Genomic DNA, 25,478 nt, shown 5'->3' with positions numbered 1-25,478 from the left:
GACTTATCTAACAGTATCGGGCTATGTGTTTAAACAGCACAGCAGATAGGAATCCATACCTAGCAAAAGCCTATAAATCCGATCATGCTATATGGGCATTTTAGAAATATCTTCATAAGCAGAAACCAAGCGATTACGCACCTGATTCATTGCTTCAAAGGACACACTGGCCTTTTGAAGACCTATCATGACCTGAGGAAGATCCACGGTTGGATCTCCACGCTCATAAGCCTCCGCCATTTTTTTGGCTGAAGCTTGCTGATCATTCACTTTGTCCACAGCCATTTTCAGCACATCGCCAAAACCCGGTGTTCCATCCGGCTGCTCAGGCACAGCCTTAACAGGTGGAACTCCCTGCTGAACCTGAGCTTGAAGAGCACGCATCTGGCCCAAGACATTCTGAATATCCAACCGATCTGCCATCGAATTAACTACCTATTAACCATAAAACAGAATAATAAGATGAGAGCTGAAGTCTGAAGACGCCTCAAATCACCTACACGTCACATTTATGACGGATTATACTAGTTTTTCTTCAAATACCCAGTCAAACGACATTTTTTTGTCGCTTGCCCGCCTCATCTCTATCCAACTACATCAACACTACATACGTCAATGCATAAAGCGGACCAATAGGTTACAAAAGAACAAAATATTTATAAGTCGAAACAAAGAGAGGCCAAGCCAGCCAATCTCAGAATAACGTCTTATCTACTTAGTTTAACAGAATGATCAGAAATCGTGCCCATCACCGAGTCAAGACGGGTAAACGAAAAAGGCGGGACGGCTGATAAATATGATCGCCACCACCAGACAGGTTTGAAATTTCCAGTTAATACAGCAGGTTAGAAAGTGGTAAGTTATCCGGGAGCTTCACCGTACTTTAAGCGAACATACATTAATGCCACCGTAATTGCGTCCCCAAGCGCCGTGTGTCTCTCAAGAATAGGTAAATTCAGCTTTTTGGCGATGGTATCGAAACGTAGATCGACATCACCACCAACATATTTCCACTTAATAATGTCGTGATAAACATGAGAGAGTTCAATAGCCTTGTTGGGCAAGCCAAAGCCATGGTACGAGCGAAGAAACTTATCAATCATTTTTATATCGTAGTTAACATAATAACCAAGTATCGGACGATTACCGACAAATTCGAGCACCTGATCCAATGCCTCCTCTATTTCAATCCCTTCCGTTAAATCCATCGCTCGCAGCTTATGTACCTTAATCGAATCACCAGTCAGGCTCTTGGGAGGCTTAAGCTTGATGTCAAGTCGATCACTGGTAACAACCCTACGACCCTTGATCCGAACAGCCCCAATTGAGAGTATCTCTCCTTCGCTGACATCCAGGCTCGTAGTTTCACAATCCAGAGACACCACCTCATCTCCCTGATAGGGTTCAAACAAGCTTGCAAAAGGTCCGGACCGATGACGTTTTCGCTCTCGCATGACCCGGAATTTCCTCGGCAGGATCATATCCGCTACCTCTCAAGGTGATATTTGAGTGCTAAACTCTTTTTAAACTCTTTAACCACATGCAACGCCTCCCGCATGAGGTCTTTATCCAATCGATCTAATTCATCAATAATAATTATGTTTGGAGATTCGTTAAAATCCTCTGCATCAAAACGCATCATTTGCTGCCTCAAACGAATCTTGATAAAAATAGAAAGGGCCTCCACCAAGTCCCGACCTTGCTCTTTCTTAAGCACTCCCATTTCTATCAGTGAATCAACCCGTTTAAAGGTATTAGTCTCAATCACTCGATGCTGAAGTGCCATAGTCCGAATGCCATGCACAATTGGAAAGATCCCGCCTTTCTTGATATCCAGACCATGGCCTTTACTCTTAATTCCACCAAAAAAAGTCAGCGGCGTGTCAAACTCAAGAGAGGCTTTGGCAAAATGTGAAAAGAACAGATCATTGTCCTTCAGCTGACGAAGGAACCAATTCCGGGAGGCTTTGAATAAAGCCGGATTACCAGCAACAGGCTTGGCATCCACAGCGATAGCCAAATTCATCTGTGCCTCACCCACGCAGCTTGTTGCCCATTCATTCATTCGGCTTGTCCAGTCCCCAAGAAACTGTACCCAGTAGGGATTGGAGACCATAATATTTCCTGGGCATTTCGGGTAACCAAATTCGATCAACATATCGGTAAACCTTTGCAGCACCGGCTCCCTGTCAGGCCAGTCAAGTCCATCTCGCATAATGACCGCATTATCCTGATCTGTTTTCATAATCTGCTCACCACGCCCCTCACTCCCCATGACGACAAGGCAAACATGAGCAAGCAAGTCTTCCGGTACCAGCAGTGTGAATAATTTAGCCATGACCCGCTCATTCATCGCCGAAATCAAATCCATAGCAAAACGGGCCTTAACACCGTGTGATAGCAATGAGCGAATCAAATCATTCAGCCCACGGGCAGCAGCAGATAAGTCTTCAACGGTTTTGGCTCGCTCGATTCGTAAACCAATAACATGGGAATGACTGGAGAAATAACTTAACACATCTGCAAGATCGATAATTCCCAGCAACTGACTATCTTTCATAACCACGACCCGTTCGATATGTTGCTGAGTCATTAGAATCAGAGCATTAAATAAATAGTCTCCGGCCTCTACGGATATCAACCGGTATGTCGCGATTTCTGCCACATCAGTGCTTCGTGACATTTCCTCCAATACCACAGCATTAAGCAGATCAGTACCTGTAACAATGCCGTACCGCCCTCCTTTTCTCACCAAAACGCAGTCGACATGCTTCTCACGCATCAACATCGTTGTTTCTTTAATCGAGGTACCTTCCAGTAAAACCAAAGGATCACGCATACACTCGCCATCCACCTGAGCAAGCATAAACTCCGCCATTCCTTGATCTTCACCTTCATGCTCGGCATGGATCTCAGTTTTAGCGGCCAAAGTCCGACTGAAATAATCACCAAATCGCGGATTACTATAAACCAGTTCCAGCAGTACTTTGGTTGGGAGAATATGCGCAATAGTCTCTTCTTCTGCGACAAAGTCATGAATAGCCTTTCCTTTCAAGGCAGACCAGGCACCAAAATAGTCATGATCGCTATAGTGAACAAAGACGTGCTGATCCGCACCATCCTCCTTTGCCTCACTTTCCCGAACCTGTCCTTTCAGTACCACAAAGAGTCCATCTGGTGGCTTACCGGCTTCAATCAAACATTCTCCTTTTTGGTAGTAACCTATATCGAGATTATTTTTGAGAATCGCCAATTCATTCTTATCCAGTAGACTAAAAGGCGGATTATCAACATTGAAGTCGGTAGGCATGTAGAACCTCCTGATTAATTCATCAACAGCCACAACGCAAGCATACTCCAAACCTACCCAACTGCAGACACAAGAAAACAGCAGTGATCACTACAACAGGAGACAGCCCTTTTATGGAATCTATGCAAATAACTCGTTCTAAATACAACTATTCATAATAACCATCGATATAAACGAAAAAAGCACACCAGCCTGAAACTGGTGTGCCCTTGATACTACTTTGATCAAGTCATTTAGTGAGCGTGAGCTTCACCAGCACCACGTGGGATACGAATATCTTCTACGATCGCCTGAATTTCTGCTGGAGGCGGAGGAGTCATGGAAGATACGATAAACGCCGTGATGAAGTTCAGAATCATACCAACTGTACCGAAACCTTCTGGGGAAATACCCATAAACATTTCGTCTTTAGTACCACCCATGAACTTGAAGTAAATGATGTAAGCCATGGTCGAGGTTAGGCCAACAATCATACCCGCAACGGCACCTTCCTTGTTCATACGCTTCATGAAAATACCCATGATAATGGCTGGGAAGAAGGATGATGCTGCTAAACCAAAGGCCAGCGCTACCACGATAGCCACAAAGCCGGGAGGATTGATACCGAAGTAACCTGCAATACAGATCGCCACGATCGCAGCCAAACGTGCATACATCAGCTCCTGTTTCTCAGTGATATTTGGATTTATCGTCTTCTTCACCAAGTCATGAGCGATGGCAGTAGAAATTACCAGCAACAGTCCCGCCGCTGTAGATAATGCTGCTGCCACTGCGCCAGCCGCCACCAAGGCTACAACCCAACCTGGCAAAGAAGCAATTTCAGGGTTAGCCAACACCATGATGTCACGATCAACATAGACTTCGTTGGCAAATGGTGCTCCATTTACAGGCTTGCTTTCAGCAAATGCATTGGAAACCAGACGCTGACCAAATTCACCACGAGCCGTCTCATCATCCGCGCTACCAGCGAATGCAGGCTTGCCTTTACCCTCAAAAGCATTACCCGCAGCGTACTGAACTTTGCCATCACCGTTGTAATCATTCCAACCAATCAGACCTGCATCTTCCCAGTTTTTGAACCATTCAGGCATTGCAGCATAGGCAGTTCCCTTGTTATCAGCTCCGTTTACAGTATTAATCAGATTGTACTTACCAAAGGCTGCAACACCGGGTACCGCAGTGTAAAGAATGGCAATAAACATTAATGCCCAACCCGCTGAAGAACGAGCATCCTTAACACGAGGTACCGTAAAGAAACGAACAATCACATGAGGCAATCCTGCAGTACCACACATCAAAGCTGCAGTCAGGAAGAACATATCCAATGTGGTCTTGTTACCGTTGGTATATTCCTTAAAACCAAGTTCGGTAGAAAGACCATCAATAGTCGCCAACAGAGACTGGCCGCTATCCAAAGTCGCACCAAGACCCGTCTGAGGAAGAATATGTCCGGTAATCTGGAAGGACAGGAACAATGCAGGAACAGTGAAAGCCAGAATCAACACAACATACTGAGCAACCTGCGTGTAGGTAATGCCCTTCATTCCACCAAGCACGGCGTAGAAGAATACGATTGCCATACCCAGTACAACACCGGTATTAATATCAACATGCAGGAAGCGGGAGAATACAATGCCGACACCACGCATCTGACCTGCGACATAAGTAAAGGAAATAATAATGGTACAGATAACAGCAATGACTCGAGCAAAGTTGGAGTAATACCGATCTCCGACAAAGTCTGGGACAGTAAACTTACCAAACTTGCGCAAGTAAGGTGCTAATAGCATCGCCAGCATCACGTAGCCGCCGGTCCAGCCCATCAGGTAAGCAGCACCATCACGGCCAATAAAAGAGATAATACCCGCAAGAGAGATAAATGATGCTGCAGACATCCAGTCTGCTGCTGTTGCCATACCGTTGGCAATCGGATGTACTCCACCACCAGCAACATAAAATTCTTTAGTTGATCCAGCTCGCGCCCAGATCGCGATGCCGATATAGAGTGCAAATGAAGCACCTATAAAGACAAAATTGAGGATATCTTGACTACCCATAGTCTCGTCGCCCTATTTCGTTGTTTCGTTAATTCGTCGTTTAGCTTTTTATTGTTATTCGTGTACGTCGTACTTTTCGTCCAGCTTGTTCATGCTTATTGCGTAAGCAATGATCAGACCGCAAAAAACGAATATAGAACCCTGTTGAGCAAACCAGAATCCCAATTCAAAACCGAAGAACGGTATTGAATTAAGCTGCTCAATAAACAGGATGCCGCAGCCGTATGAAACGACAAACCAGACCGCTAGGTAAGAAAGGATAATACGAATATTTTCCTTCCAATAGGCCTGTGCTTTTTCGGGAGTTAGGCTCATGACACCTTCCTTTATGATACGTGTTGTTATTGGAATTAATTACTTGCGCTTTTTTGTTAATGTTCGTTGCTAGAGTTCGTTGTAGGCTCTTATTATCGAATTCAGTTACGCAATACCACGATTGCAATTTAACAAATAGTATTGCAGAACAGATCACGACTTTAGTCGAGAATAAGACTAAAGGGCAATGTCCGAACCACCAAGATGAACAGCTTAAGCAATATATTTCAACAAGATATAAATCCACTTAATCTATACAGGTACTTGCTCCTCCTAACCTAGACAATGGTCTTATTAGTTGGAGAGAAGTCTGTTGGAGTCAAGGCAATTCAGGATACACTAGGGCTTTATAAGAGGAATCAGTGGTAGTTCACAGCGAGTCTGTGCTCAGGCATATACAAAACTCAGAGGTACAACCCTATGCTGGAAGGCTGGTTTATAATCGTAATTTCTCTGAGTTATGTCGGGCTGTTATTTGCCATTGCTTACTATGGCGACAATCACTCCAAAGAATTACTCAATTCTAAAACACGGCCACTTGTCTACAGTCTATCCTTATCAGTTTATGCCACATCCTGGACTTTTTATGGTGCCGTAGGAAGAGCCTCAAGCAATGGCTGGGAATTTTTGGCTACCTATCTGGGGCCGATAATTACTTTTATGCTTGCCTGGCAAATTTTTACCAAGATCATTCGTGTCAGTAAACAGCAAAATATAACGACTATTTCTGACTTTGTAGCCTCTCGATACGGAAAAAGCCAAAGCCTTGCGGTATTGGTGACCTGTATTGCGGTACTTGGCATCGTTCCCTATATCGCACTTCAGCTCAAAGCTGTTGCTATCAGCTACAACGCTCTCACTTCTGACGGAGGCGCCACGGCAGCGGGCAGTGATACCGCTTTATTTGTTGCCTTGTTGATGGCGCTGTTCTCAATTCTGTTCGGAACTCGTCATATAGATGCGACTGAACACCATGAAGGCATTGTATTGGCAATAGCCTTTGAATCACTGGTTAAAATAGCGGCTTTTATCGCTGTCGGTTTCTTCGTTACTTTCGGAATTTTCGATGGTTTTGACGATCTCTTCACCAAGGCCGCTAATGAGCTGGCCCATAACGAAAACTTTCAGCGGGACTTCACCCAAAACAGCTTTTTAACCGAAACACTGCTCGCCACCGTAGCCATAATCTGCCTGCCTCGTCAGTTTCATGTTGCTGTTGTTGAGAACGCAGACCCTAAGGACCTTCGAACCGCACGCTGGGTTTTCCCCATTTACCTGATTTTGGCAAGTCTTTTCGTTTTACCCATTGCCACAGCAGGTATGCTTTCCTTTCCTGACGGCAGTGTTGATGCCGATACGTTTGTCCTGACTCTTCCTCTATTTGAAGGTAAGGAAAAGCTCGCAATGTTTGCCTTTATTGGCGGGCTTTCTGCAGCTACCAGTATGGTAATTGTGGCCACTATCACACTCAGTACCATGGTGTGCAACGACATCGTCATGCCAATGTTACTGCGAGTTTCCTGGTTAAAACTGGCAGAACGAAAAGATCTCGGTGCCCTTTTACTAAAAGTTCGACGCCTGACGATTGTCAATCTGATGCTATTAGCTTACTTCTATTACCGAATCCTGGGTGACGAAGGCAGCCTGGCATCATTTGGTCTGTTAGCCTTTGTCGCCGTCGCTCAATTTGCCCCTGCTATTTTTGGAGCAGTCAGCTGGAAAGGTGGCAGTCGACAAGGAGCCCTGGCAGGAATCAGCATCGGCAGTTTTATCTGGATATATACGTTAGTTATACCTACCATGAGCAACGCAGGTCTGATTCCCGACAGTCTGGTCAGTCTTTTATGGGGCTCTCACTGGCTTCAACCAGACGCTCTTTTTGGAATAAAGTTTGCCGACTCACTCACCCACGGCACCTTTTGGAGTTTGACCTTTAATATCAGTTTCTACCTGATTATCAGCCATTACTCATCAACACGTTTAATTGATCGCATTCAAGCCAGTACTTATGTGGACGTACAGGGCAGTTTGGATGAAGGAGATGATCACGGGGTCAACAGCACCGCCACAGTTGGTGACTTGCAGTTACTGGCGGAGCGTTTTCTGGGACTGAACAAAGCCCAACACGCGTTCACTGGATTTTCTCTCCAGCGCGGTGAAGACCCGCTGCTATCTGGGGACAAGGCCGACGCGGATCTTATCGCTTTCACCGAACGGTTACTTGCCGGTGTTATAGGAGCATCATCAGCACGCATTCTTATCGCCTCCACGTTAAGAGGCAAGGACATGCAGGTAGGCGACGTCGTTACGATTGTTGATGAGGCATCACAAGTTCTCAAATTTAACCGTGCCTTGCTTCAATCTACTATCGAAAATATCAGCCAGGGTATTAGTGTCGTTGATCAGCAGATGCGTCTGGTCGCATGGAATCGCCGCTATTTGGAAATGTTCGATTATCCCGAAGGGCTTATCTGTATTGGTCGGCCAGCCGCTGAGATCTTCCGCTATAACGCTAAAATGGGGGAATACAGCCCAGGAGACATAGAAGAGCAGGTATCCGATCGCCTGGCAATTCTCACCTCTGGCAAACCCCATTCTTATATTCGTTACCGAAAGGATGGAACAGTATTAGAAGTTCAAGGAAACCCGATGCCTGGTGGTGGTTATGTCAACACCTACATGGACATTACAGCCCATAAACGCACAGAAGAGGCTTTGCGAGAAAGTGAACAAAGCATTCGGATTTACACCGATAACGTTCCGGTACTCATAGCCTACCTGGATTGCGAACGACGCTATCTTTTTGTCAATAAATCCTATGCTGAAGCCTTTGGTATTGAAGATAGACTGAGTATCTATGGCACCCCCTGCTACAAAGTTCTAACCGAAGAAGAATATGCTGTTCGCACCCCTTTTATTACCCGTGTGTTAAAAGGTGAGCGGGCCCGTTTCGAGACGGAACTGACCGATAGAAATAATCGTATACGCTACGCGGATGTGACCTATATTCCCCACGTAGGAGAATACGGCGATATTCTCGGTTACTTCACCCTTTATCAAGATATTACCGAGCGTCGCCAGGCTGAGCTAGCGCTACAGGAAACCAATGAAAATCTGGAACATCGAGTTCACGAACGCACACATGCAATATCAGCAATAAACAAGGAACTCCGTAAAGAAAATACTATTCGCGCATTGATTGAAGATGAACTACGACAGGCAAAAGCGGAAGCAGAAGCAGCAAACCTGGGCAAAACCCGCTTTTTGGCTGCCGCCAGCCACGACCTTCTACAACCGCTTAATGCGGCGCGCTTATTTGCCTCCGCTCTCGGACAACAGGCCCACAGTGAAGCCACCTCAGAACTGGTAACCAATCTTGACGGCTCTTTGAAAGCTGCAGAAGAACTCCTGGTCACCTTATTGGATATTTCCAAACTTGATGCGGGAGCACTAGAACCGAACTTTTCACACTTTAAGATCAGTAATTTACTCTCTACTCTGCAGGCCGAATTTACAGCTCTGGCTAATGAAAAATCACTAAAATTCCATAGTGTAAACTGCCATGCTGTAGTCCACAGTGACCAACAACTTTTGCGCAGAGTACTACAAAATTTTCTCTCTAACGCTATTCGCTACACTCAGTCCGGCAAGATTTTACTGGGGTGTCGCTATCAAGGTAAAAAGTTACGAATTGAAGTATGGGACACAGGAGTAGGGATTCCTGAAAGCAAAATCAAAGAAGTCTTTGAGGAATTTCGGCGTATCGACAATCCTCGGCATTCCCAGGTTAAAGGTCTTGGCCTTGGGTTAGCAATCACTGACCGTATTTCAAGAATGCTGAAACACCCTCTAAAAGTCCGTTCCTGGCCTGGTAAAGGTACGGTGTTCAGTATCGAAGTCCCCTTCGGAGACCCTTCTCTGGTTGTTCAGCGCAAACAAACCAAAGAAGGTAACAAACGCAGTAGCAACCTGGCTGGCATCAAAGTCCTTTGCATCGACAACGAACCAAATATTCTTGAAGGAATGTCCGCGCTACTCAAAGGCTGGTCTTGTGAAACTCTTACAGCCCTCGGTGAAGAGGATGCTTTGAAACAATGTCAGGAAAATAGCTATCTGCCGGATCTTATTCTGGCGGACTATCACCTCAGTGACACCAAAACAGGAATCATGGCCCTAAAAAGCCTGTTCAGGCTTTGGAATAAAGCAATTCCAGCCATTGTTATTACTGCTGATCGTACTGATGAAGTCCAGGAGGAGGTGCGCATAGCAGGAGCCCAAATGCTGCACAAACCGATGAAACCAGCAGCCCTTAGGGCAATGATGACGACTATAGTCGCTCGTCAAAAGTAATGATTGTAAAGGCAGGCGGTTCAGCAAAAAGAACCGCTTATCCTGCAAATATGTTCAGATAGTCAGGTTCAGATAACTAGCCCATTTCGGTTTTAGGTGGCTCAACTCCCAAGCGGCTCGCCTCAATCACAGCTTGAGTGCGACTATGTACACCTAGCTTACGCAGTATCGCGGTGACATGAGCCTTAATGGTCGCTTCACTGACATTCAGCTCATAGGCAATCTGCTTGTTCAACAAGCCTTCTGTTAGCATCATCAACACTCTAAATTGCTGAGGTGTCAGAGACGCGAGCTTAACAGCAAACTCAGTATCTTCATCGGTTACACTAACTTCAGCCTCATCATATTCCTCTGGCATCCAGACTTCGCCCATCAGCACTGCGGAAATCGCCTCAGCAATTGCATCGAGCGGTGCCGATTTAGGAATAAAACCAGAAGCTCCATATTCAATAGCCCGTTTCATGACCTGAGGGGACTCGCTACCGGAAACAACGACTACAGGCATACTTGGATTTTGGCCACGTAAAAAGACTAATCCGGTGAAACCATTAGTACCGGGCATATGCAGGTCCAACAACACCAGGTCAGCATCATCGTGTTTGTCCACGGTATCTTGCAGCGCAGTTAAAGAATCAGCTTCTATAACTTCAACATCTGCAACGGCCTGGGCAACGGCCTGTTTGAGTGCGGCCCGAAATAGCGGGTGGTCATCGGCAATTATGATTTTTTGTGCCAGCTGCATCCGTTAACTCCTTCGCCGTTCTAGGGTGCGAGTCGCGATATTATTCCACCAACCTATATCTGACGGTCATACTTCACAGATCTGTCAGTATAGGCCGGTACACAAAAGCCTTCATAAGCTTAAGCTATTGGAATAAAAAGCGCCCCAACAAAAAACTCCTCATAGTGTAATGAACTATGAGGAGTTTTCATAGATGTAGCCGGGCAACCAAGCCTATTAACACTGTGACTAACAGGTACTTTACCCAAGGAACCTGCAAACAGGTCCCTTGGCCTCAGATTCCCTAACAGATGCTTAAGTCTGTCATTGTTGCTAAATAATTAGTCCTTACGATTGCAACGATTTTCAATTAAGTCATCCACCACCGAAGGGTCAGCCAGGGTAGAAGTATCCCCCAGACTGTCAAAATCATCCTCCGCAACCTTACGCAGGATTCTACGCATGATTTTACCAGAGCGAGTTTTAGGTAAACCGGGAGCAAATTGAATCATATCTGGAGAAGCTATTGGACCAATTTCAGAACGAACCCAGGTACGTAGCTCCTTCAGCAAATCATCAGATGGTTCATAACCCGCCTGCAAAGTCACGTAAACATAGATACCCTGACCTTTAATATCGTGGGGATAACCAACTACAGCAGCCTCTGCAACAGCCTTGTGAGCAACCAGTGCGGATTCGACTTCAGCCGTTCCCATACGGTGGCCGGAAACGTTAATGACATCATCCACACGGCCTGTAATCCAATAGTAGCCATCGGCATCACGACGCGCGCCATCGCCAGTGGTGTATACGCCCTTGAACGAAGAAAAATAAGTCTGGATAAATCGCTCGTGATCACCCCAGATTGATCGAGCTTGAGCAGGCCAGGAGTCAGTAATAACAAGATTACCTTCAACCGCACCTTCCAGCGTATTTCCTTCGCCATCAAGCAAAGCAGGCTGTACACCAAAGAATGGTCGGGTCGCTGATCCAGGTTTTGCAGCGATAGCACCCGGCAGTGGCACTATCATAATGCCACCGGTTTCCGTCTGCCACCAAGTATCAACTATAGGACAGGCTCCATCACCAATAACACGGTGATACCAGTCCCAGGCTTCTGGGTTGATCGGTTCACCGACTGAACCCAATATTCGCAGGCTGGAAAGGTCGGCATTGCCAAGAACATCTTCACCCTGTTGCATCAGGGCACGAATCGCGGTCGGAGCAGTATAAAACTGATTGACCTTATGCTTCTCGATAACTCGTCCAAAGCGAGAATTGTCCGGATAGGTGGGCACGCCCTCAAACATTAAGGTGGTAGCCCCATTAGCCAGCGGCCCGTAGACAATATAACTATGACCAGTTACCCATCCCACATCAGCCGTACACCAGTAGATATCACCTTGCTTGTAGTCAAATACATACTCATGAGTCATGGCGGCATAAACCATATAACCACCCGTGGTATGCTTCAATCCTTTCGGTTGCCCTGTCGAACCGGAAGTGTAGAGAATAAACAATGGGTCCTCTGCGGACATCTCTTCCGGAGGACAATCGGTAGAGGCTGCAGCACAAATCTCTTCATACCAGATATCACGATGCCCATGCCAAGCCAAGTCATCCCCGGTGCGCTTAACAACCACGACCTTTTCAACGCACTTTGCAGCGGCTGGGTCAGTGAGCGCTTCATCAACATTGGCCTTAAGCGGAACGACCTTGCCACCACGTAAGGAGTAATCGGAAGTAATAACGACTTTTGAATTAGCCCCAATAATTCGACTGGCCAGCGCATCAGGAGAAAAGCCACCAAACACGATGGAATGCACAGCACCAACTCGGGCACAAGCCAGCATCGCTACTGCAGCCTCAGGAATCATCGGCATATACAGAGTTACTACATCCCCCTTCTGCACACCTTGATCTTTCAACGCATTAGAGAACCGACAAACGCGCTCATGCAATTGGCGATAAGTAATTTTCTCGTCTTCACTCGGGTCATCCCCTTCCCAGATGATAGCCACCTGATCACCACGAGTTGCCAGATGCCGATCCAGGCAGTTCGCTGACGCATTCAGCGTACCGTCTTCATACCAGCGAATATCGACATTATGGGGATCGAAAGAGGTGTTCTTTACCTTGGTATAGGGTTTGATCCAATCAATTCTCTTTCCCTGTTCTCCCCAAAAACCGTCTGGGTCCTCAACGGATTGCGCGTACATCCTGTGGTAGGTTTCTTCGTCGATATGCGCCTGTGCAGCAAGCTCAGGGATTACCGGATATACCTTTTCTTCGCTCATGATGATGCCCTTAATTAATCCTTTTGTGGAAGTAGCTTGTAGTTGTTATAAGGCCGTTATTGCATCCGTCATAGGGATCCGCTTTATTATGTTCGGCTTAGAAGGTAAATTTAACCCCAATCGACAGGGTTGCCATAATTAGACATTGGTCTACGCGACCTAAGACATTGGTCTATTTGTAAAACGCAGCAACGATTGATTTGTTCCTAAAACTGTAACTTATTATCAATCCAGTATGAACCGAGTAAGGTTGTATTTTTAACTGTATTTTTCAACAGCCTCGACACCCACCCATGCATATTGAGTGTGAACATAATGAAGTACCCGCTAATTATTGCTTTCGAAATGAGCAGCTATGAAGATGATGCGTTTCCCATTGCTGCGGCCTGGAGCCTTTCCAGCGGAGAACTAAAATCCACTCTTGTCAGCCCGGATGCCGAATGGCTTGAGCAACTGTACGATCAGGGGGCTTTACTGGATGTGGACCCGGAGTCACTGCTTCACGAAGGGCATAGTGCTAAAGCCGTGTTAGAAGAGTTGCAATTAGATTTGGGAGATCAAGCTCTCTATTGCGTTGACCCCTATCAGACAGAGCAGGCACTGGAAAAACTTTTTGACAGCCTAGATCAGGAACATGAACTGCCGTTAAGACCCGTTGCAGAATTGCTAAGTGATCATTCCCATGAAACCCGAGAAGACTGCCGTCAAGAATGTCTGGAACTGCTAGGATTGAATGAGCATCAGGCAGCCGACCAAGTTCGGTTATGGTTAGAAATGTATGTCAGATTACAGGGCCAGCGGTCGTCTGAATAACCCAAGACAGTGCTGTAGCGCACTTTGCAATTATTGTCCCTTTCGATAGAACCTTAACCCTTTGATATATTATTCTGGGTTTTGAGGTCCTAGTTAACCTTCAAGAATTTAACATTCAAGGCTTTTACTAATTTTTTAGCATGGCATCGACGTCCATACCGCTGTCACGCATCTGAGCTAACTTATAACGCAGGGTGCGAGGGCTTATTCCCAACTTTTCTGATGCTTCCTTACGACTCCCTGATGTCGATTTCAATGCCTCTATAATAAGCTGATATTCACGCTGTTTCAGGTCTCCTCCTAATTGACCTTGCGTATCGGTGCCCGAATCGGGAGATGGAGGCACGGTGGCTGCTGTACTTAAATTAACAGACTGCTGCATCGCAGCTGGTTGAATACAGAGATCCTGTGCGCTGATAACCGTTCCTTGCTGCAAAATTAATGCTCGTTGCAGTGCATTCTCCAACTCCCTGACGTTACCGGGCCAGTCATGGGCCAGCAACTGCTGCTCGGCTGAGTAGTCCAGCTCCATTGCTCCCCTGCTCATTTTTAACGCATGTATATTTAGCAGCCGCTTTGCCAATGGGACCAAATCAGCGGGTCGCTCCCGAAGTGCCAACCATTGCAGCGGGAAAACATTGAGGCGGTAAAATAAATCCTCCCGGAAGTTTCCTTTGGCAACCTCTCCACTCAGATCCCTGTTTGTCGTAGCCAATACTCGAACATTCAGCTTTATTACTTTGCGCCCACCGATCCGCTCAACCTCCTGCTCCTGCAGCACCCTCAGGAGCTTCGCCTGTAACCCCAGCGCCATTTCTGAGATTTCATCCAGTAATAGCGTACCTCCATCGGCTTGCTCAAACTTTCCAGGCATACTGGCGTGCGCCCCGGTAAAAGCACCTTTTTCATGGCCAAATAATGTTGCTTCCAACATATTTTCTGGAATCGCAGCACAGTTAATAGCGACGAAGGGTTTATGCGCTCGACTGGAGTGTCGATGGATATACTGAGCCAATACCTCTTTCCCTGTACCACTTTCTCCCATAATCAGAACAGTCGAGTCCGTGGCAGCGACCCTTTTTGCCAGCTGCAACAGCTGCTTACTGGACGCCTCTTCGGCAATCGGTTCTATTGAATCAGCATCTGTTAAAGCCTGGTCAACATAACGGGACACGATCGAAAGTAACTGCTCTGGCTCAAAAGGTTTCAACAAGTAATCCACTGCGCCATTGCGAATCGCATCCACAGCGCGATCCACCTGCCCATAAGCCGTAATCAACAGAACTGGTATACAGGGGTAAAGCTGGTTGATTTGCTTCAGTAGTTCATGCCCGTCCATTTTCCCCATATTGACATCACTGATCACCATATCCGCCGAATTCTCGGTAAGAAATGCAAGCGCTGTCTCGGCGGATTCCGCTTCCTGAAAGCTATAACCAGCCAACTCCAACGTATCACAGAGAGCTTCACGAAGGTCTGCATCATCTTCAACAACCAGAATACTGCCTTTACTCATCTGCATCATCTCCATGTTTATTTACGCTGTTCTGATCTGCACTACCCGGCTGAACTTCAGCACGATGCTTCTCTGTAGCTAAATCACCAGAACCCTTGGTATCAAGACAGACATAGGGCAACTTGAACCCTGCCTGGGTACCTTTACCTGGCTCAGACTTCATATCAAACTGGCCATGATGAGCACGAGCAATAACCTGTGCAACAGCTAATCCCAGACCTGTTCCTTGAGATTTAGTTGTATAAAATGGCTCCTGGGCGCTCTGTAATTGACCAGCGTCCATGCCTGGGCCTTTGTCTTCAACCATAAGCATCAAAAAGCCTGCTTCAGCAAAACAACTTCTGATACACAACTCAGTCCCTTTTGCTGTTGCCTGCAGTGCATTATTCACCAAATTCATCAATGCTCCGACCAAGGCTTCGAGATTACATTGTAATAACACCCCCGGCGTTTCGTTAATGCAATCCGCATCCGCATCTGCATTAGCCAGCGGGATATCCAACGCATCTTCAATTGAGCTGAACAACCGTTCAGTGCTGATCAGGTCCGTAAGTTTAGTTTCGCCACGAGCAAAAATGAGCATATCCCGGACTTGCTGTTCCAGCGAACTAAGCCGACTTTTCACTTTTGTAGCAAATTTCTTCCTCTGTGCAGTAGAAAGATCATCTTTGGTCAAGTGGGAACTGTAAAGCATTGCTGCTGATAAAGGTGTACGAATCTGGTGTGCAAGAGAGGCCATCATTTTTCCCATGGATGAAAGCCGTTGATGGTGGCTGAGTCGAGCCTGCAAACGCCGAGTCTCAGTTTGATCAGTCAACAAGATAATCTGACCGGGCTCTCCATCCAGAGAGTTGATTGCCAGGCTGACTCTACGACCATCTTTCAAAGAAACTTCATGTCCATCATCTTCACGGGGTGCAAAACTACGTTGAATAATCGAAATCCACACTTCACCTAAAAGAGGTTTTCCCAGAAGCTCCTCCGCTGCCGGATTACAGTCATGAACACGTCCACGGCCATCCAGAACAACGATACCGGCCGGCAACAGCTGTAACAGACTATCCAGCCGCCGCGTCAAACGCTCCTTCTCACTAAGTTCCAGTTCACGCTGCTCATTGCTTCGTTGCAGCTCCTGAGTCAGCACTTCCACCCGTTGCTCAAGCTCAGCATAGGAATTAGCCAACTGCTCTGACATCTCATTAAACTGAAGGAATGCTTCTTCAAGCTGTTGATTAGCCTCAGCCCGAGCGACTTCTGAACTTTCAGCTTGAGTATCTGGAGTCTTCTTATTCATTTAGAAACAGATCATTTAGAGTGAAGGTTTAAATTATCCACAGCAAGATGCTGATCATTTACGCTGAATGCCATACTTGCGCATTTTTTCCACTAATGTCGTTCGCCTGATCTTTAGACGCTCTGCCGCTCGAGCAACCACATTATCCGCTTCAAGCAGCGCCTGCTCTATCAAGCCTTTTTCAAGATCTGTCAGGTAACCTTTCAAATCGATACCCTCAAGAGGTAACTCTGCAACCAAAGACTGCTCAGGAGCAACCAAAGCCAATGAATCAGACTGCAATTGTGATATCCGCTGATCTGCTGGCAAGGACTCCGAAACCTGCCGTTCATTATCCAGTAGCCATGAGTGGTCCTCTGGTTCTGCCTCAGATAACAACTGACCCATAGATTCAGAACCATACCTTCGTATTGCCTGAGATTCTGATAGCCGCTGCTGGCTCTGATGTTCTTGAATGTGTTTTTCTTGATATTTCAGGTAGGACGGTAATTCAGCTTCATCGATATGCTGAAACTTGGCAGGAAGCTCATGAAAACCGACAATACTGTCGGGATACATAATAGCTAACCGTTCAATCAGATTCGCTAACTCCCGGACATTACCAGGCCAGTCGTGTCGGGTAATCGACTCAATCGCTACGGAATCCAGCTTAATTTTACCCAGGCCATTAGCATCCATACGAGCAATCAGCTCATTCAACAATAAAGGAAGGTCTTCAGTGCGCTCCCTTAATGCAGGCATCTCTATTGGAAAAACGTTTAAGCGATAGTAAAGATCCTCGCGAAAGCTACCCTCATCTATCATGCTTTCCAGATCTTTATGAGTTGCAGCGATAATTCGTACATCGACATTTAATGTCTTATTCCCACCAACCCGTTCAAAACAACGTTCCTGAAGAATCCGTAAAAGCTTTACCTGCATTGGTAAAGGCATATCTCCTATCTCGTCCAGAAACAGTGTTCCACCGTGGGCCATTTCAAAACGCCCCACCCGTGTTGATATCGCTCCAGTAAATGCCCCTTTCTCATGACCAAAGAGTTCACTCTCAAGCAAATCAGCCGGAATTGCCCCACAGTTCACAGGAACAAACGGCATACCCTTTCGGGACGAACTCTCATGGAGGTTTCGTGCCACCACTTCTTTTCCAGTACCGGACTCTCCTGTGATCAGTACGCTCACATCCCTATCCGCCACCTGTGACATCATCGACCGCACGTGCTGCATCGGTAAGCTACTGCCGACCAAATCATTGAACAATCGGGCATGATTCTCCCATAACTGCAGCTGCCCATTGGCACACTGTCGGTGCTGACGATAGATCTGAGCTTGGTGCAGCACACTGACCAACTGAGTTTGAACAACAGGCTCCTGTACTTCAGCCACTAACATACTACTAAGTATCTGATTTAATGAAGATGCTTCGTTCCAATCTCCCAGAGTGAGCACAGGAATATTAGGATCAGCGGACTGAAAATCAGTTAAAAGCTTTTCAATAGAAATGGGCAAATCACTACTACCCAGCAGGACAACCGAATCACCGGATGACAAAATTTTGTCACTGGATTGCTGAAACCAGGAAACAAAGTCAGAGCTATGGCACTCAAATTCCATAAACTGAAAAAGCGCCAGTAAGGAGTTTCGCCGCTCAGCATGGTCATCAATCAACAAGACTTTGAGTCCCTCAAACATGGTATAGGCTCTGAGTAATTACCAAAATATTGACAGATAGGATTACTGCTTAGGCTAGACTCGCTTAGTCAAAATGTCAATTAAATGACGTCAATTTTTACTTATTCCACACAGCTCACAGTAAGTAAAAGAAGGAATCAAAAAGGCAGGGGAGTAGATGAATCAATGATGGGATTAAAACAAAGAGCCCGCATCTTCCAGATACGGGCTCTTATGTCGAGGTGGCTTACGCAATATCATCCATGTAACCAAGCTGTCATCCTTGTCAGCTATCGGATCCCTCCGAAAACCTCGCCAACTAAGTATCGGTTTATTTCAGCTCTTTTTATATAGGACTATTTCCTATTTTAGGGCTTATATTGAAAGGGTCATTCAAAAATTAGCCAACCCCTACCTTCTACTTCCACTGCCTTATACAGCACCCGAGGATGCTCATTACTAAAAAATGCTCGTAGCTGTAGAGAACAGGGAGAGAATCAAGAAACATAGAAGCAGTGGGAGATCATCAGAGCAGAAAAACAAAGGGCCCGCATCTTCCAGATACGGGCCCTTATGTCGAGGTGGTTTACGCAATATCGTCCTTGTAACCACGCTGTCATCCTTGTCAGCTATCGGATCCCTCCGAAAACCTCGCCAGTAAAGTATCCGGTTATTTCAGACCTTTTTATATAGGACTATTTCCTATTTTAAGGCGTTTATTGGAAGAGATGTTCAAAAACAACGAGTATGGCCTATGCCAGTATCACAAGCATTTCACCAATATCCACAGAAAACTAACCTCAAGTAATGGTCATGCACATAACTAACAAGCAGTTCGGACTCTCCAGAGGTTTAAAAACAGCAAACACGGTCACCTTTATGATCATAAGTGATAGAATTTGGAAAAGAACTCCAATATCGCCCCATGCATAGAACAATAGTCTAGGAACTGCATAGAATGGACATTAACCAACTACTTCGACAGGCAGAGCGACAACAAAAAAATCTAGAACTGGAAGTACGGTTTCGAAAAAACATGTCATTCTTTCAGCAGCAGGATGAGTTCATCTTCAAGAAATTCAGCAATTACAATCCAGAGAAACTACGGCTACTTTATACAGAAGATGGGTATGTAAATCTGGTAAACGTTGACCTTAATAACAAGCCTGTATATTCCAGCGAACCAGAGAGTTTTTGCCAGGACTATGTGGATAAATATTTCAACCTTCCCACCTATTACACAATCAGTGCCAAAAGGACCGAAGCTCTTGATGTGGAAAACGATGCCCATATCAGCAAAGTAAACCGCTTGGTTGATCTTATTCTGCAAAAAAATGACCGACTAAAGCATGCCCCATTAGAGGCGGCCACTAATTTTATGCTGATGCAAGGTGTCGGACTGGGCTATCAGATTACACAATTACTGCAAAAGACAGACATCCGGCATCTATGTGTCATCGAACCCCATGAAGACATTTTCTTTGCTTCTTTACACACCACTGATTGGCAAAACATCTACCAACACTTCAAACAACCTGAGCACTCTCTAAAACTGATCATTGGAGAAACTGCAGACCAGTGTTTTAATACTCTTCGGAACCATATTAATGTCATTGGCATTTTCAGCGCGACGACTCCTTACGTTTTCGATCACCTTGCCAGCAAAGAGATCAAAGAGTCCTCTACCCGCTTCTTTGAAAAGCTACCCAGTTTAATTATCAGTATGGGATATTTTGACGACGAGCAAATCAGTCTATCTCATACCATCTCTAACTACCGAAAAGATACACCTATCCTGCGCAATCACGCTCTCATAACTAAAAAATACCTAGATAAGCCCGCATTTGTTATAGCTAATGGCCCTTCTCTGGATAAAGCAAAGAGCTTTCTCCACGAGCACCAAAATAAAGCAGTTATTATTTCCTGCGGCACAGCACTAGGCTCTCTCAAAAAAATAGGAGTTAAACCTGATTTCCATGTTGAGATGGAAAGAACACGACCAGTTGTCGAGTGGATAGAAACCTCCACCGATGAAGCGGATCGAAAAGACATATTCCTACTTGGTTTGAACACAGTCCATCCTGAGGTCTTTGAACTCTTTGAGCATAAAGGGATGGGCATGAAAACTAACGATTTGGGTACCCACTACTTGAGCCAGTTTATTGGTAAAGATGAATATGCCACCAATCTCCCTTTTTCCAATCCAACTGTGGGAAATTCAGGAATGGCTTTTGCCAGTTCACTGGGCTTCAAAGATATATATCTATTTGGCATGGACTTTGGCTTCAGCGAGGGAGGCAAGCACCACTCTTCCTTCAGCAAACATTATGATGTTCAGGATGAGCACGTGGAAGGGTTGAACCTATACAAGCACGATGCAGAGGGCAATATCCAATTAGAGGGCAACTTCGGTGGTCAGATAACCACAACTGCTGTTTACTCCAATGCTCGACTCGCTGTTGAATCCCTCTTAAGCCTCAACCCAGCGATCAACTGTTATAACACCAGCCACGGCGTATTTATCCGTGGAACGACTCCTATGCATGTCGAAGAGATTGTTCTTCAAACTCCTCCATTTGACAAATATACATTTTCTCTAAAACTCTTTGAGGAAAATTTTCATCTTCGCGGTCTACGAAAAATGAAGGGCGAGCGTGAGATTATCGCTACATTCAAGCCAGCAATTAAAACGTGCAAAGAATTAAAAACTCTATTTTCTCAACAAACCAAGAGCTGGAATGGGGCAATCAGCCTGTTGAATCTCCATCACCAACTAATTTTCAGAATGGCCTTTAACAAAAAAACTGAATACCAATATTCCCTACTTAAGGGAAGTGTCGGCTCTTTTAATATGGCTCTGGCAAAATGCCTTTATTTGGGAGAAAGCCTGGAGGAAAGTCTGGCGCTATTCAACAAAGGCAAAGTGCTGTATTGCGAATTCCTTGATCACGCTATCAAGAAGATCAACCAACAGCTTCTTCAGCAAGATTCACGTCGGCGCGATCTGGCGACCAAAGTAAAGCCTGCAGATTAAAAGGATTTCACATATCCCTAAATAACCTTATAGGATTGCGGTAGTTCCGCAGTCCTATAGCAATGCTTCAAGCCGTGGAAAAAAACTATCTACATCTTCCCGTAAACGCTGAACTAAAACCAGGTTATCGGCTTTCAGAATCTCTCGTTGCGCATTGTAATCATGTATCTGTTTTTCCAACTTGCCGGTAAAGCCCTGCTGATTAACCCAAACGACCCTGTCCTGTATTTCCAACTCTTCGTACAAATCATAAAGCTTCGGATAACTAGCTAATGGAATAACAGGTACATTCATCCCAATCGCACACACATTCGCATGAAAACGCATACCCATTACCAGTTCACAATGTCGGTAGAGACCAAAGATATAGTCAGCGCCTTGCCATCCATTAAGAAAAGGAGCCACGATTAAGCGATCCCGGCAATAGCTGTCGTCCAAGGCGGCAAGAAGCTCGCTGATAGCTTCCAGATCCTTAAATATATGAGGAAAGAACAGCAGCTTCAAGTTTGGGTCAGCATCTAGAGCCTTACTTAACAACTTAGTATAATCGACTATAAACTCGTTCCAACCTAAACTTCCCTGCAGACCAGAAGGGAAACGGCGCTCCTTCATATCAGAAGCGATATTAATCCCCCAGTAGCGACTATCTAAATTGATAAATGGATACTGCTGTACATTACATTGAATAAAAAAGCCGCCGTCAGGCACCCTGTAGATGCAATTACTGTCTAGGAAAGGCAGAGCTTCACGGAAGTTTTTAATCGATCCATCATTGCGAAATGTAACCAGTGTTTTTTCTCTCGCAAGCGTAGCCTCCATAAATAATCTGAATTTCTCTAAATTTTCAGCACTAGCTCCCTTATGGATATCAAAACCGACACCAAAGAACACCAAAGGTTTACAAATCTTTTCCAGAACTTCAGGCGCTAAATCGATAGTCGTTCCAGTAGAAGATGCATCCAACCAAGGTTCAAAGTAATTGCCGCCGCCAATAATGACCAAATCATGATTATTAGCTAGACGGACAAATGTATCATCGAACTGCCACCGGTTAGCTCCACTATATATCTGATAACACTTTCTAATTTCAAGTTCAGTATATTCAGAAATGCTACCAATATATTCGTCCAGCAAAAACCGCAGCCCGCTATGATTAGCGTTATCACCGATATTGCCAGAAAAACTAGCAACATGCAGAATTTTCATCTAGAACCTCAATAGTCGACAAAGTACTTCTGTTTACTCATATCCCAAAGCACATCCCGCTTGAGAATACTGATAAATTGCTCAGCAGTCCCGCCAGTACCGAAGGCAAAAGAAGGAGTTTCGACTTGCAGCTGTTTGGCTGCTGTCAAAGTTCTTAAAATAGCATCTACTTCATACCCGCAATTCAATACAGATGGCTCGACCACCCGCCGATGCTGGCGGGTACCGATATTTACCGAAGGCACCCCATATATTGGGGCTTCTCTGATGCCTGCGCTGGAGTTTCCAAGAATCACATCAGCGTACTTCAGTAGCGTTAAAAAGTATTCAAAACGCATTGAAGGAAAAACACGAAATGAACTATTCCCATCAAGTCGACGATAAGCCTGAAAGATACTTTCAGAACCCAAATCATTGTTAGGGCTAATCACTACATAATTGTCACCGGATTCCATAACCGCCGTAACAACATGGTCAGCGTAGGACTCAATAGCATCAATTTCGGTAGTGACAGGATGAAATGTCAGTACATTATAATGCTCAAAAGGGATTTCGTAGCGGGCTTTCACCGTCTTCAACTTCGGTAGTTGGTGCGAGAGCATTACATCGATATCAGGAGATCCCACTACATAAACGCAATCTTCCCGCTCTCCAAGTTGAATCAACCTTTTTTTGGCCGTTTCATTAGCGACAAAATGTAAGTGGGAAAGCTTGGAAACCGAATGCCGTATCGACTCATCAATAGTGCCTGAAACCTCCCCTCCTTCTATATGCGCCACCAGAATATTGTTAAGTCCGCCAACAATAGCTCCGGCAAGCGCTTCAACCCTGTCACCATGTACAATTATCATATCCGGCCGTGTCTCTTTAACGTAATCGGATACGCCCGTGATAGTTTTAGCCAGAACAGCATCCATACTATCCGACTTGTTCTGGTTTATATAGCTGTAGATCACTTTATAGCCGCAGTCTCTCACCTCCTTGCAGGTATATCCGTACTTAGTAAGCATGTGCATGCCCGTTACAAAAACATGCAAAGAGAAATCCTTTTCGGCTTCAAGCTGACTTAATATTGTCTTTAACTTCCCAAAGTCCGCCCTTGTACCGGTTAAGACTAATATTTTTCTCACTTTTCCCATCCATCCACGTCAGAAACGCTTAGCTGCTTGTCTTCAGCAATATCTCGAGAAGCCTTATGTCCTAATAGTGACGCAAAGCACTCGGCAGAAAACTCTCCTGTACCAGGTCTTTTAACCCAAAGGTTATCCTTGCTTAACACCTCCCCTTTTTTTACCGAACGAATAGTCACTACACTTGCATTAGCAAAATCACGAGTCACCTGCTCTTCATCCAACAGCGTTTTTCGCCCCCCTCTAGCCTTAAAAAGCACTTCACTACCACGAATCAACTCAGTCAGAGCCTGAGGGTCCATAGAACAGCAAATATCAGGACCCGGACGTGTCATACTGTCGGTAAAATGACGTTCTAAAATAGAGGCTCCGAGAGCTACGGCACCTAAGCAAGGATAATTACTAATGGAATGATCAGACAATCCAACCACAGCATCAGGAAAGGCTTGCTGTAGTTCCTCTATAGCTCCAAGGCGAACCAATTCAGGCGGTGTGGGGTAAATATTAGTGCAATGTAGAAGAGCATAGGATACGCACTGCTTACGAAAGATAGCAACAGCTTTGCTTACACTTTCGATATCGTTCATACCGGTGCTTAGAATAATCGGCTTACCAAAACTAGCAATATACTCCAACAGAGGATAGTTATTGCACTCTCCGGAACCTATCTTATAGGCGACAACACCCATTCGCTCCAACCGATCAGCAGCAGCTCGAGAAAAAGGAGTACTAATAAATATAAGCCCCTTACTTTCAACGTAATCCTTCAGTTCCATTTCATCTATTTCATCCAGAGCACAGCGTTCCATAATCTCGTAAATTGATATATCAGCATTGCCTGGAATAATAGTGCGCGCCTGCCCACTCATTTCATCATCAACCACATGGGTCTGGTGTTTTATCACTTCCGCACCCGCTCCTGCCGCTGCATCGACCATTGCTTTAGCCACAGCTAAGGAACCTTCATGGTTTATACCGATTTCAGCGATCACCAACGGCTTATGTTCTATACCAACTTTTCGACCAGCAATATCCATCCCAATACTCATGGTGTTGATTCCATTAAACTTCTAATAATTTCGAGATCCTGAGGAGTATCAACATCAACACTTCTCCTAATTGACATGACATAGGGTATGGCATACTCCAACGGTATACCGTTGTTTTGTCTGAATGCTTTTGCGGTAAAGATATAAATTGCCCCATTAGGCATATATGCACGCGGCAGGTCCTGCCGACGACGAAAAGAAGAACGATCAGATACGATGCCATGAAGGCAACCATCATCGTTGAGAAGATAGGCTTTAAGTGGGTGATGTTCAGGTTCAAAGACGCTGATTAAGTTGTATCTTTTAGAGCTATTAAGCAAGGTGAAAGCAGCGTCGATATCCTCAGCATTACGTTGAGGTGATGTCGGCTGTAACAAGACCAGATAGTCTACACCAACTTTTTGCTCTGCTAAGTACTCAAGCGCATGCTTAATGACCGAGTCACTAGTTGAGTCATCTCTAGCCAGCTCACTCGGACGCTCAATCACCTCAGCCCCGCACTGGCGACTAACAGTGAGAATCTCCTGATCATCAGAGCTGACAAAAGTCCGGTCAACACAAGCACTACCCAGTGCTGCAGTGATACTATAAGAGATCAGCGGCTTACCAATTAACTCCACAAGATTTTTACGCGGAATCCCTTTTGACCCACCTCGTGCAGTAATCAACGCCACCACGGTCTGATCTCTGAACATAAACTAGACCAGCCTATCTCTTA

At 45.4% G+C, this 25,478-nt stretch carries 17 protein-coding genes; 3 read left to right on the top strand and 14 right to left on the bottom strand.

From position 1 onward, the window contains the following. Positions 1-87 precede the first annotated feature (87 nt). The 5 genes from fliE to BGP75_RS18995 form a co-directional block, all read right to left on the bottom strand. Positions 88-423: a flagellar hook-basal body complex protein FliE gene (fliE, locus tag BGP75_RS19015; protein WP_076720461.1), complete on the bottom strand. Its 336-nt coding sequence runs from the start codon at positions 421-423 to the stop codon at positions 88-90. 437 nt (positions 424-860) lie between these two features. Beyond that, positions 861-1,481, bottom strand: a complete 621-nt coding sequence (locus tag BGP75_RS19010) for a 3'-5' exonuclease (protein ID WP_076720460.1) — start codon at positions 1,479-1,481, stop codon at positions 861-863. A gap of 5 nt (positions 1,482-1,486) precedes the next feature. Continuing rightward, the gene (locus tag BGP75_RS19005; RefSeq protein ID WP_076720459.1) at positions 1,487-3,310 is read right to left on the bottom strand and encodes a DUF294 nucleotidyltransferase-like domain-containing protein; all 1,824 of its coding nucleotides are present in this window, start codon (positions 3,308-3,310) and stop codon (positions 1,487-1,489) included. Positions 3,311-3,543: 233 nt separating this feature from the next. Next, positions 3,544-5,367 carry a sodium:solute symporter family protein gene (locus BGP75_RS19000; RefSeq protein WP_076720458.1) on the bottom strand — a complete coding sequence of 608 codons (1,824 nt, stop codon included), beginning with the start codon at positions 5,365-5,367 and terminating at the stop codon, positions 3,544-3,546. Positions 5,368-5,421: 54 nt separating this feature from the next. Continuing rightward, complete coding sequence (locus BGP75_RS18995) at positions 5,422-5,682, bottom strand: DUF4212 domain-containing protein (RefSeq protein WP_076720457.1); 261 nt, start codon at positions 5,680-5,682, stop codon at positions 5,422-5,424. A gap of 420 nt (positions 5,683-6,102) precedes the next feature. Between BGP75_RS18995 and BGP75_RS18990 the strand changes: the two genes are divergently transcribed. Then, on the top strand, positions 6,103-10,032 hold the full coding sequence (locus tag BGP75_RS18990; protein ID WP_076720456.1) for a NahK/ErcS family hybrid sensor histidine kinase/response regulator: 3,930 nt from the start codon (positions 6,103-6,105) through the stop codon (positions 10,030-10,032). A gap of 76 nt (positions 10,033-10,108) precedes the next feature. Here the strand turns inward: BGP75_RS18990 and BGP75_RS18985 are convergent, their stop codons facing one another. Both BGP75_RS18985 and acs read right to left on the bottom strand, forming a co-directional pair. After that, complete coding sequence (locus BGP75_RS18985; RefSeq protein WP_076720455.1) at positions 10,109-10,774, bottom strand: response regulator transcription factor; 666 nt, start codon at positions 10,772-10,774, stop codon at positions 10,109-10,111. A 320-nt stretch (positions 10,775-11,094) separates the two neighbouring features. Next, entirely contained in the window at positions 11,095-13,050 is a 1,956-nt protein-coding gene (acs, locus tag BGP75_RS18980) for an acetate--CoA ligase (protein WP_076720454.1), read from the bottom strand. A 315-nt stretch (positions 13,051-13,365) separates the two neighbouring features. Here acs and BGP75_RS18975 point away from each other — a divergent pair, with 315 nt between their 5' ends. After that, complete coding sequence (locus tag BGP75_RS18975; RefSeq protein ID WP_143821111.1) at positions 13,366-13,863, top strand: hypothetical protein; 498 nt, start codon at positions 13,366-13,368, stop codon at positions 13,861-13,863. A 127-nt stretch (positions 13,864-13,990) separates the two neighbouring features. Here BGP75_RS18975 and BGP75_RS18970 read toward each other — a convergent pair whose 3' ends face one another. The 3 genes from BGP75_RS18970 to BGP75_RS27675 are packed head-to-tail and all read right to left on the bottom strand — an operon-like array spanning position 13,991 to position 18,362. Continuing rightward, positions 13,991-15,379 (bottom strand): sigma-54 dependent transcriptional regulator, encoded by a 1,389-nt coding sequence (locus BGP75_RS18970; RefSeq protein ID WP_076720452.1) that lies wholly within the window; start codon positions 15,377-15,379, stop codon positions 13,991-13,993. Further along, complete coding sequence (locus tag BGP75_RS18965) at positions 15,372-16,673, bottom strand: PAS domain-containing sensor histidine kinase (protein WP_076720451.1); 1,302 nt, start codon at positions 16,671-16,673, stop codon at positions 15,372-15,374. Before BGP75_RS18965 ends, BGP75_RS18970 begins: the two co-directional genes overlap by 8 nt. A gap of 54 nt (positions 16,674-16,727) precedes the next feature. Further along, the gene (locus BGP75_RS27675) at positions 16,728-18,362 is read right to left on the bottom strand and encodes a sigma-54 dependent transcriptional regulator (RefSeq protein WP_076720450.1); all 1,635 of its coding nucleotides are present in this window, start codon (positions 18,360-18,362) and stop codon (positions 16,728-16,730) included. A 937-nt stretch (positions 18,363-19,299) separates the two neighbouring features. On the opposite strand from BGP75_RS27675, the gene BGP75_RS18955 reads away from it, so the two are divergent. Next, the gene (locus BGP75_RS18955) at positions 19,300-21,375 is read left to right on the top strand and encodes a 6-hydroxymethylpterin diphosphokinase MptE-like protein (protein ID WP_076720449.1); all 2,076 of its coding nucleotides are present in this window, start codon (positions 19,300-19,302) and stop codon (positions 21,373-21,375) included. Between the two features lie 54 nt (positions 21,376-21,429). Here BGP75_RS18955 and BGP75_RS18950 read toward each other — a convergent pair whose 3' ends face one another. The 4 genes from BGP75_RS18950 to BGP75_RS18935 are packed head-to-tail and all read right to left on the bottom strand — an operon-like array spanning position 21,430 to position 25,455. Next, positions 21,430-22,581 carry a polysaccharide pyruvyl transferase family protein gene (locus tag BGP75_RS18950; protein WP_076720448.1) on the bottom strand — a complete coding sequence of 384 codons (1,152 nt, stop codon included), beginning with the start codon at positions 22,579-22,581 and terminating at the stop codon, positions 21,430-21,432. Positions 22,582-22,589: 8 nt separating this feature from the next. After that, the gene (gene neuC, locus BGP75_RS18945; RefSeq protein ID WP_198939405.1) at positions 22,590-23,711 is read right to left on the bottom strand and encodes a UDP-N-acetylglucosamine 2-epimerase; all 1,122 of its coding nucleotides are present in this window, start codon (positions 23,709-23,711) and stop codon (positions 22,590-22,592) included. After that, complete coding sequence (locus tag BGP75_RS18940) at positions 23,708-24,760, bottom strand: N-acetylneuraminate synthase family protein (RefSeq protein ID WP_076720446.1); 1,053 nt, start codon at positions 24,758-24,760, stop codon at positions 23,708-23,710. Before BGP75_RS18940 ends, neuC begins: the two co-directional genes overlap by 4 nt. After that, positions 24,757-25,455, bottom strand: coding sequence for a cytidylyltransferase domain-containing protein (locus BGP75_RS18935; RefSeq protein WP_076720445.1), 699 nt, complete (start codon positions 25,453-25,455; stop codon positions 24,757-24,759). The genes BGP75_RS18940 and BGP75_RS18935 overlap by 4 nt, the downstream gene beginning before the upstream one ends. Positions 25,456-25,478: the final 23 nt, after the last annotated feature.

The sequence above is a fragment of the Motiliproteus sp. MSK22-1 genome (genome assembly GCF_001968815.1).
Lineage (GTDB): Bacteria > Pseudomonadota > Gammaproteobacteria > Pseudomonadales > Balneatricaceae > Motiliproteus.
Note: the sequence above shows the minus strand (reverse complement) of the source record. Positions and strands in the feature narration are given on the sequence as shown.

Bases quoted from the DNA above. Each gene is read 5' to 3' on its own strand.
- fliE (WP_076720461.1), bottom strand. From the start codon at position 423: ATGGCAGATCGGTTGGATATTCAGAATGTCTTGGGCCAGATGCGTGCT.
- BGP75_RS19010 (WP_076720460.1), bottom strand. From the start codon at position 1,481: ATGATCCTGCCGAGGAAATTCCGGGTCATGCGAGAGCGAAAACGTCAT.
- BGP75_RS19005 (WP_076720459.1), bottom strand. From the start codon at position 3,310: ATGCCTACCGACTTCAATGTTGATAATCCGCCTTTTAGTCTACTGGAT.
- BGP75_RS19000 (WP_076720458.1), bottom strand. From the start codon at position 5,367: ATGGGTAGTCAAGATATCCTCAATTTTGTCTTTATAGGTGCTTCATTT.
- BGP75_RS18995 (WP_076720457.1), bottom strand. From the start codon at position 5,682: ATGAGCCTAACTCCCGAAAAAGCACAGGCCTATTGGAAGGAAAATATT.
- BGP75_RS18990 (WP_076720456.1), top strand. From the start codon at position 6,103: ATGCTGGAAGGCTGGTTTATAATCGTAATTTCTCTGAGTTATGTCGGG.
- BGP75_RS18985 (WP_076720455.1), bottom strand. From the start codon at position 10,774: ATGCAGCTGGCACAAAAAATCATAATTGCCGATGACCACCCGCTATTT.
- acs (WP_076720454.1), bottom strand. From the start codon at position 13,050: ATGAGCGAAGAAAAGGTATATCCGGTAATCCCTGAGCTTGCTGCACAG.
- BGP75_RS18975 (WP_143821111.1), top strand. From the start codon at position 13,366: ATGAAGTACCCGCTAATTATTGCTTTCGAAATGAGCAGCTATGAAGAT.
- BGP75_RS18970 (WP_076720452.1), bottom strand. From the start codon at position 15,379: ATGAGTAAAGGCAGTATTCTGGTTGTTGAAGATGATGCAGACCTTCGT.
- BGP75_RS18965 (WP_076720451.1), bottom strand. From the start codon at position 16,673: ATGAATAAGAAGACTCCAGATACTCAAGCTGAAAGTTCAGAAGTCGCT.
- BGP75_RS27675 (WP_076720450.1), bottom strand. From the start codon at position 18,362: ATGTTTGAGGGACTCAAAGTCTTGTTGATTGATGACCATGCTGAGCGG.
- BGP75_RS18955 (WP_076720449.1), top strand. From the start codon at position 19,300: ATGGACATTAACCAACTACTTCGACAGGCAGAGCGACAACAAAAAAAT.
- BGP75_RS18950 (WP_076720448.1), bottom strand. From the start codon at position 22,581: ATGAAAATTCTGCATGTTGCTAGTTTTTCTGGCAATATCGGTGATAAC.
- BGP75_RS18940 (WP_076720446.1), bottom strand. From the start codon at position 24,760: ATGAGTATTGGGATGGATATTGCTGGTCGAAAAGTTGGTATAGAACAT.
- BGP75_RS18935 (WP_076720445.1), bottom strand. From the start codon at position 25,455: ATGTTCAGAGATCAGACCGTGGTGGCGTTGATTACTGCACGAGGTGGG.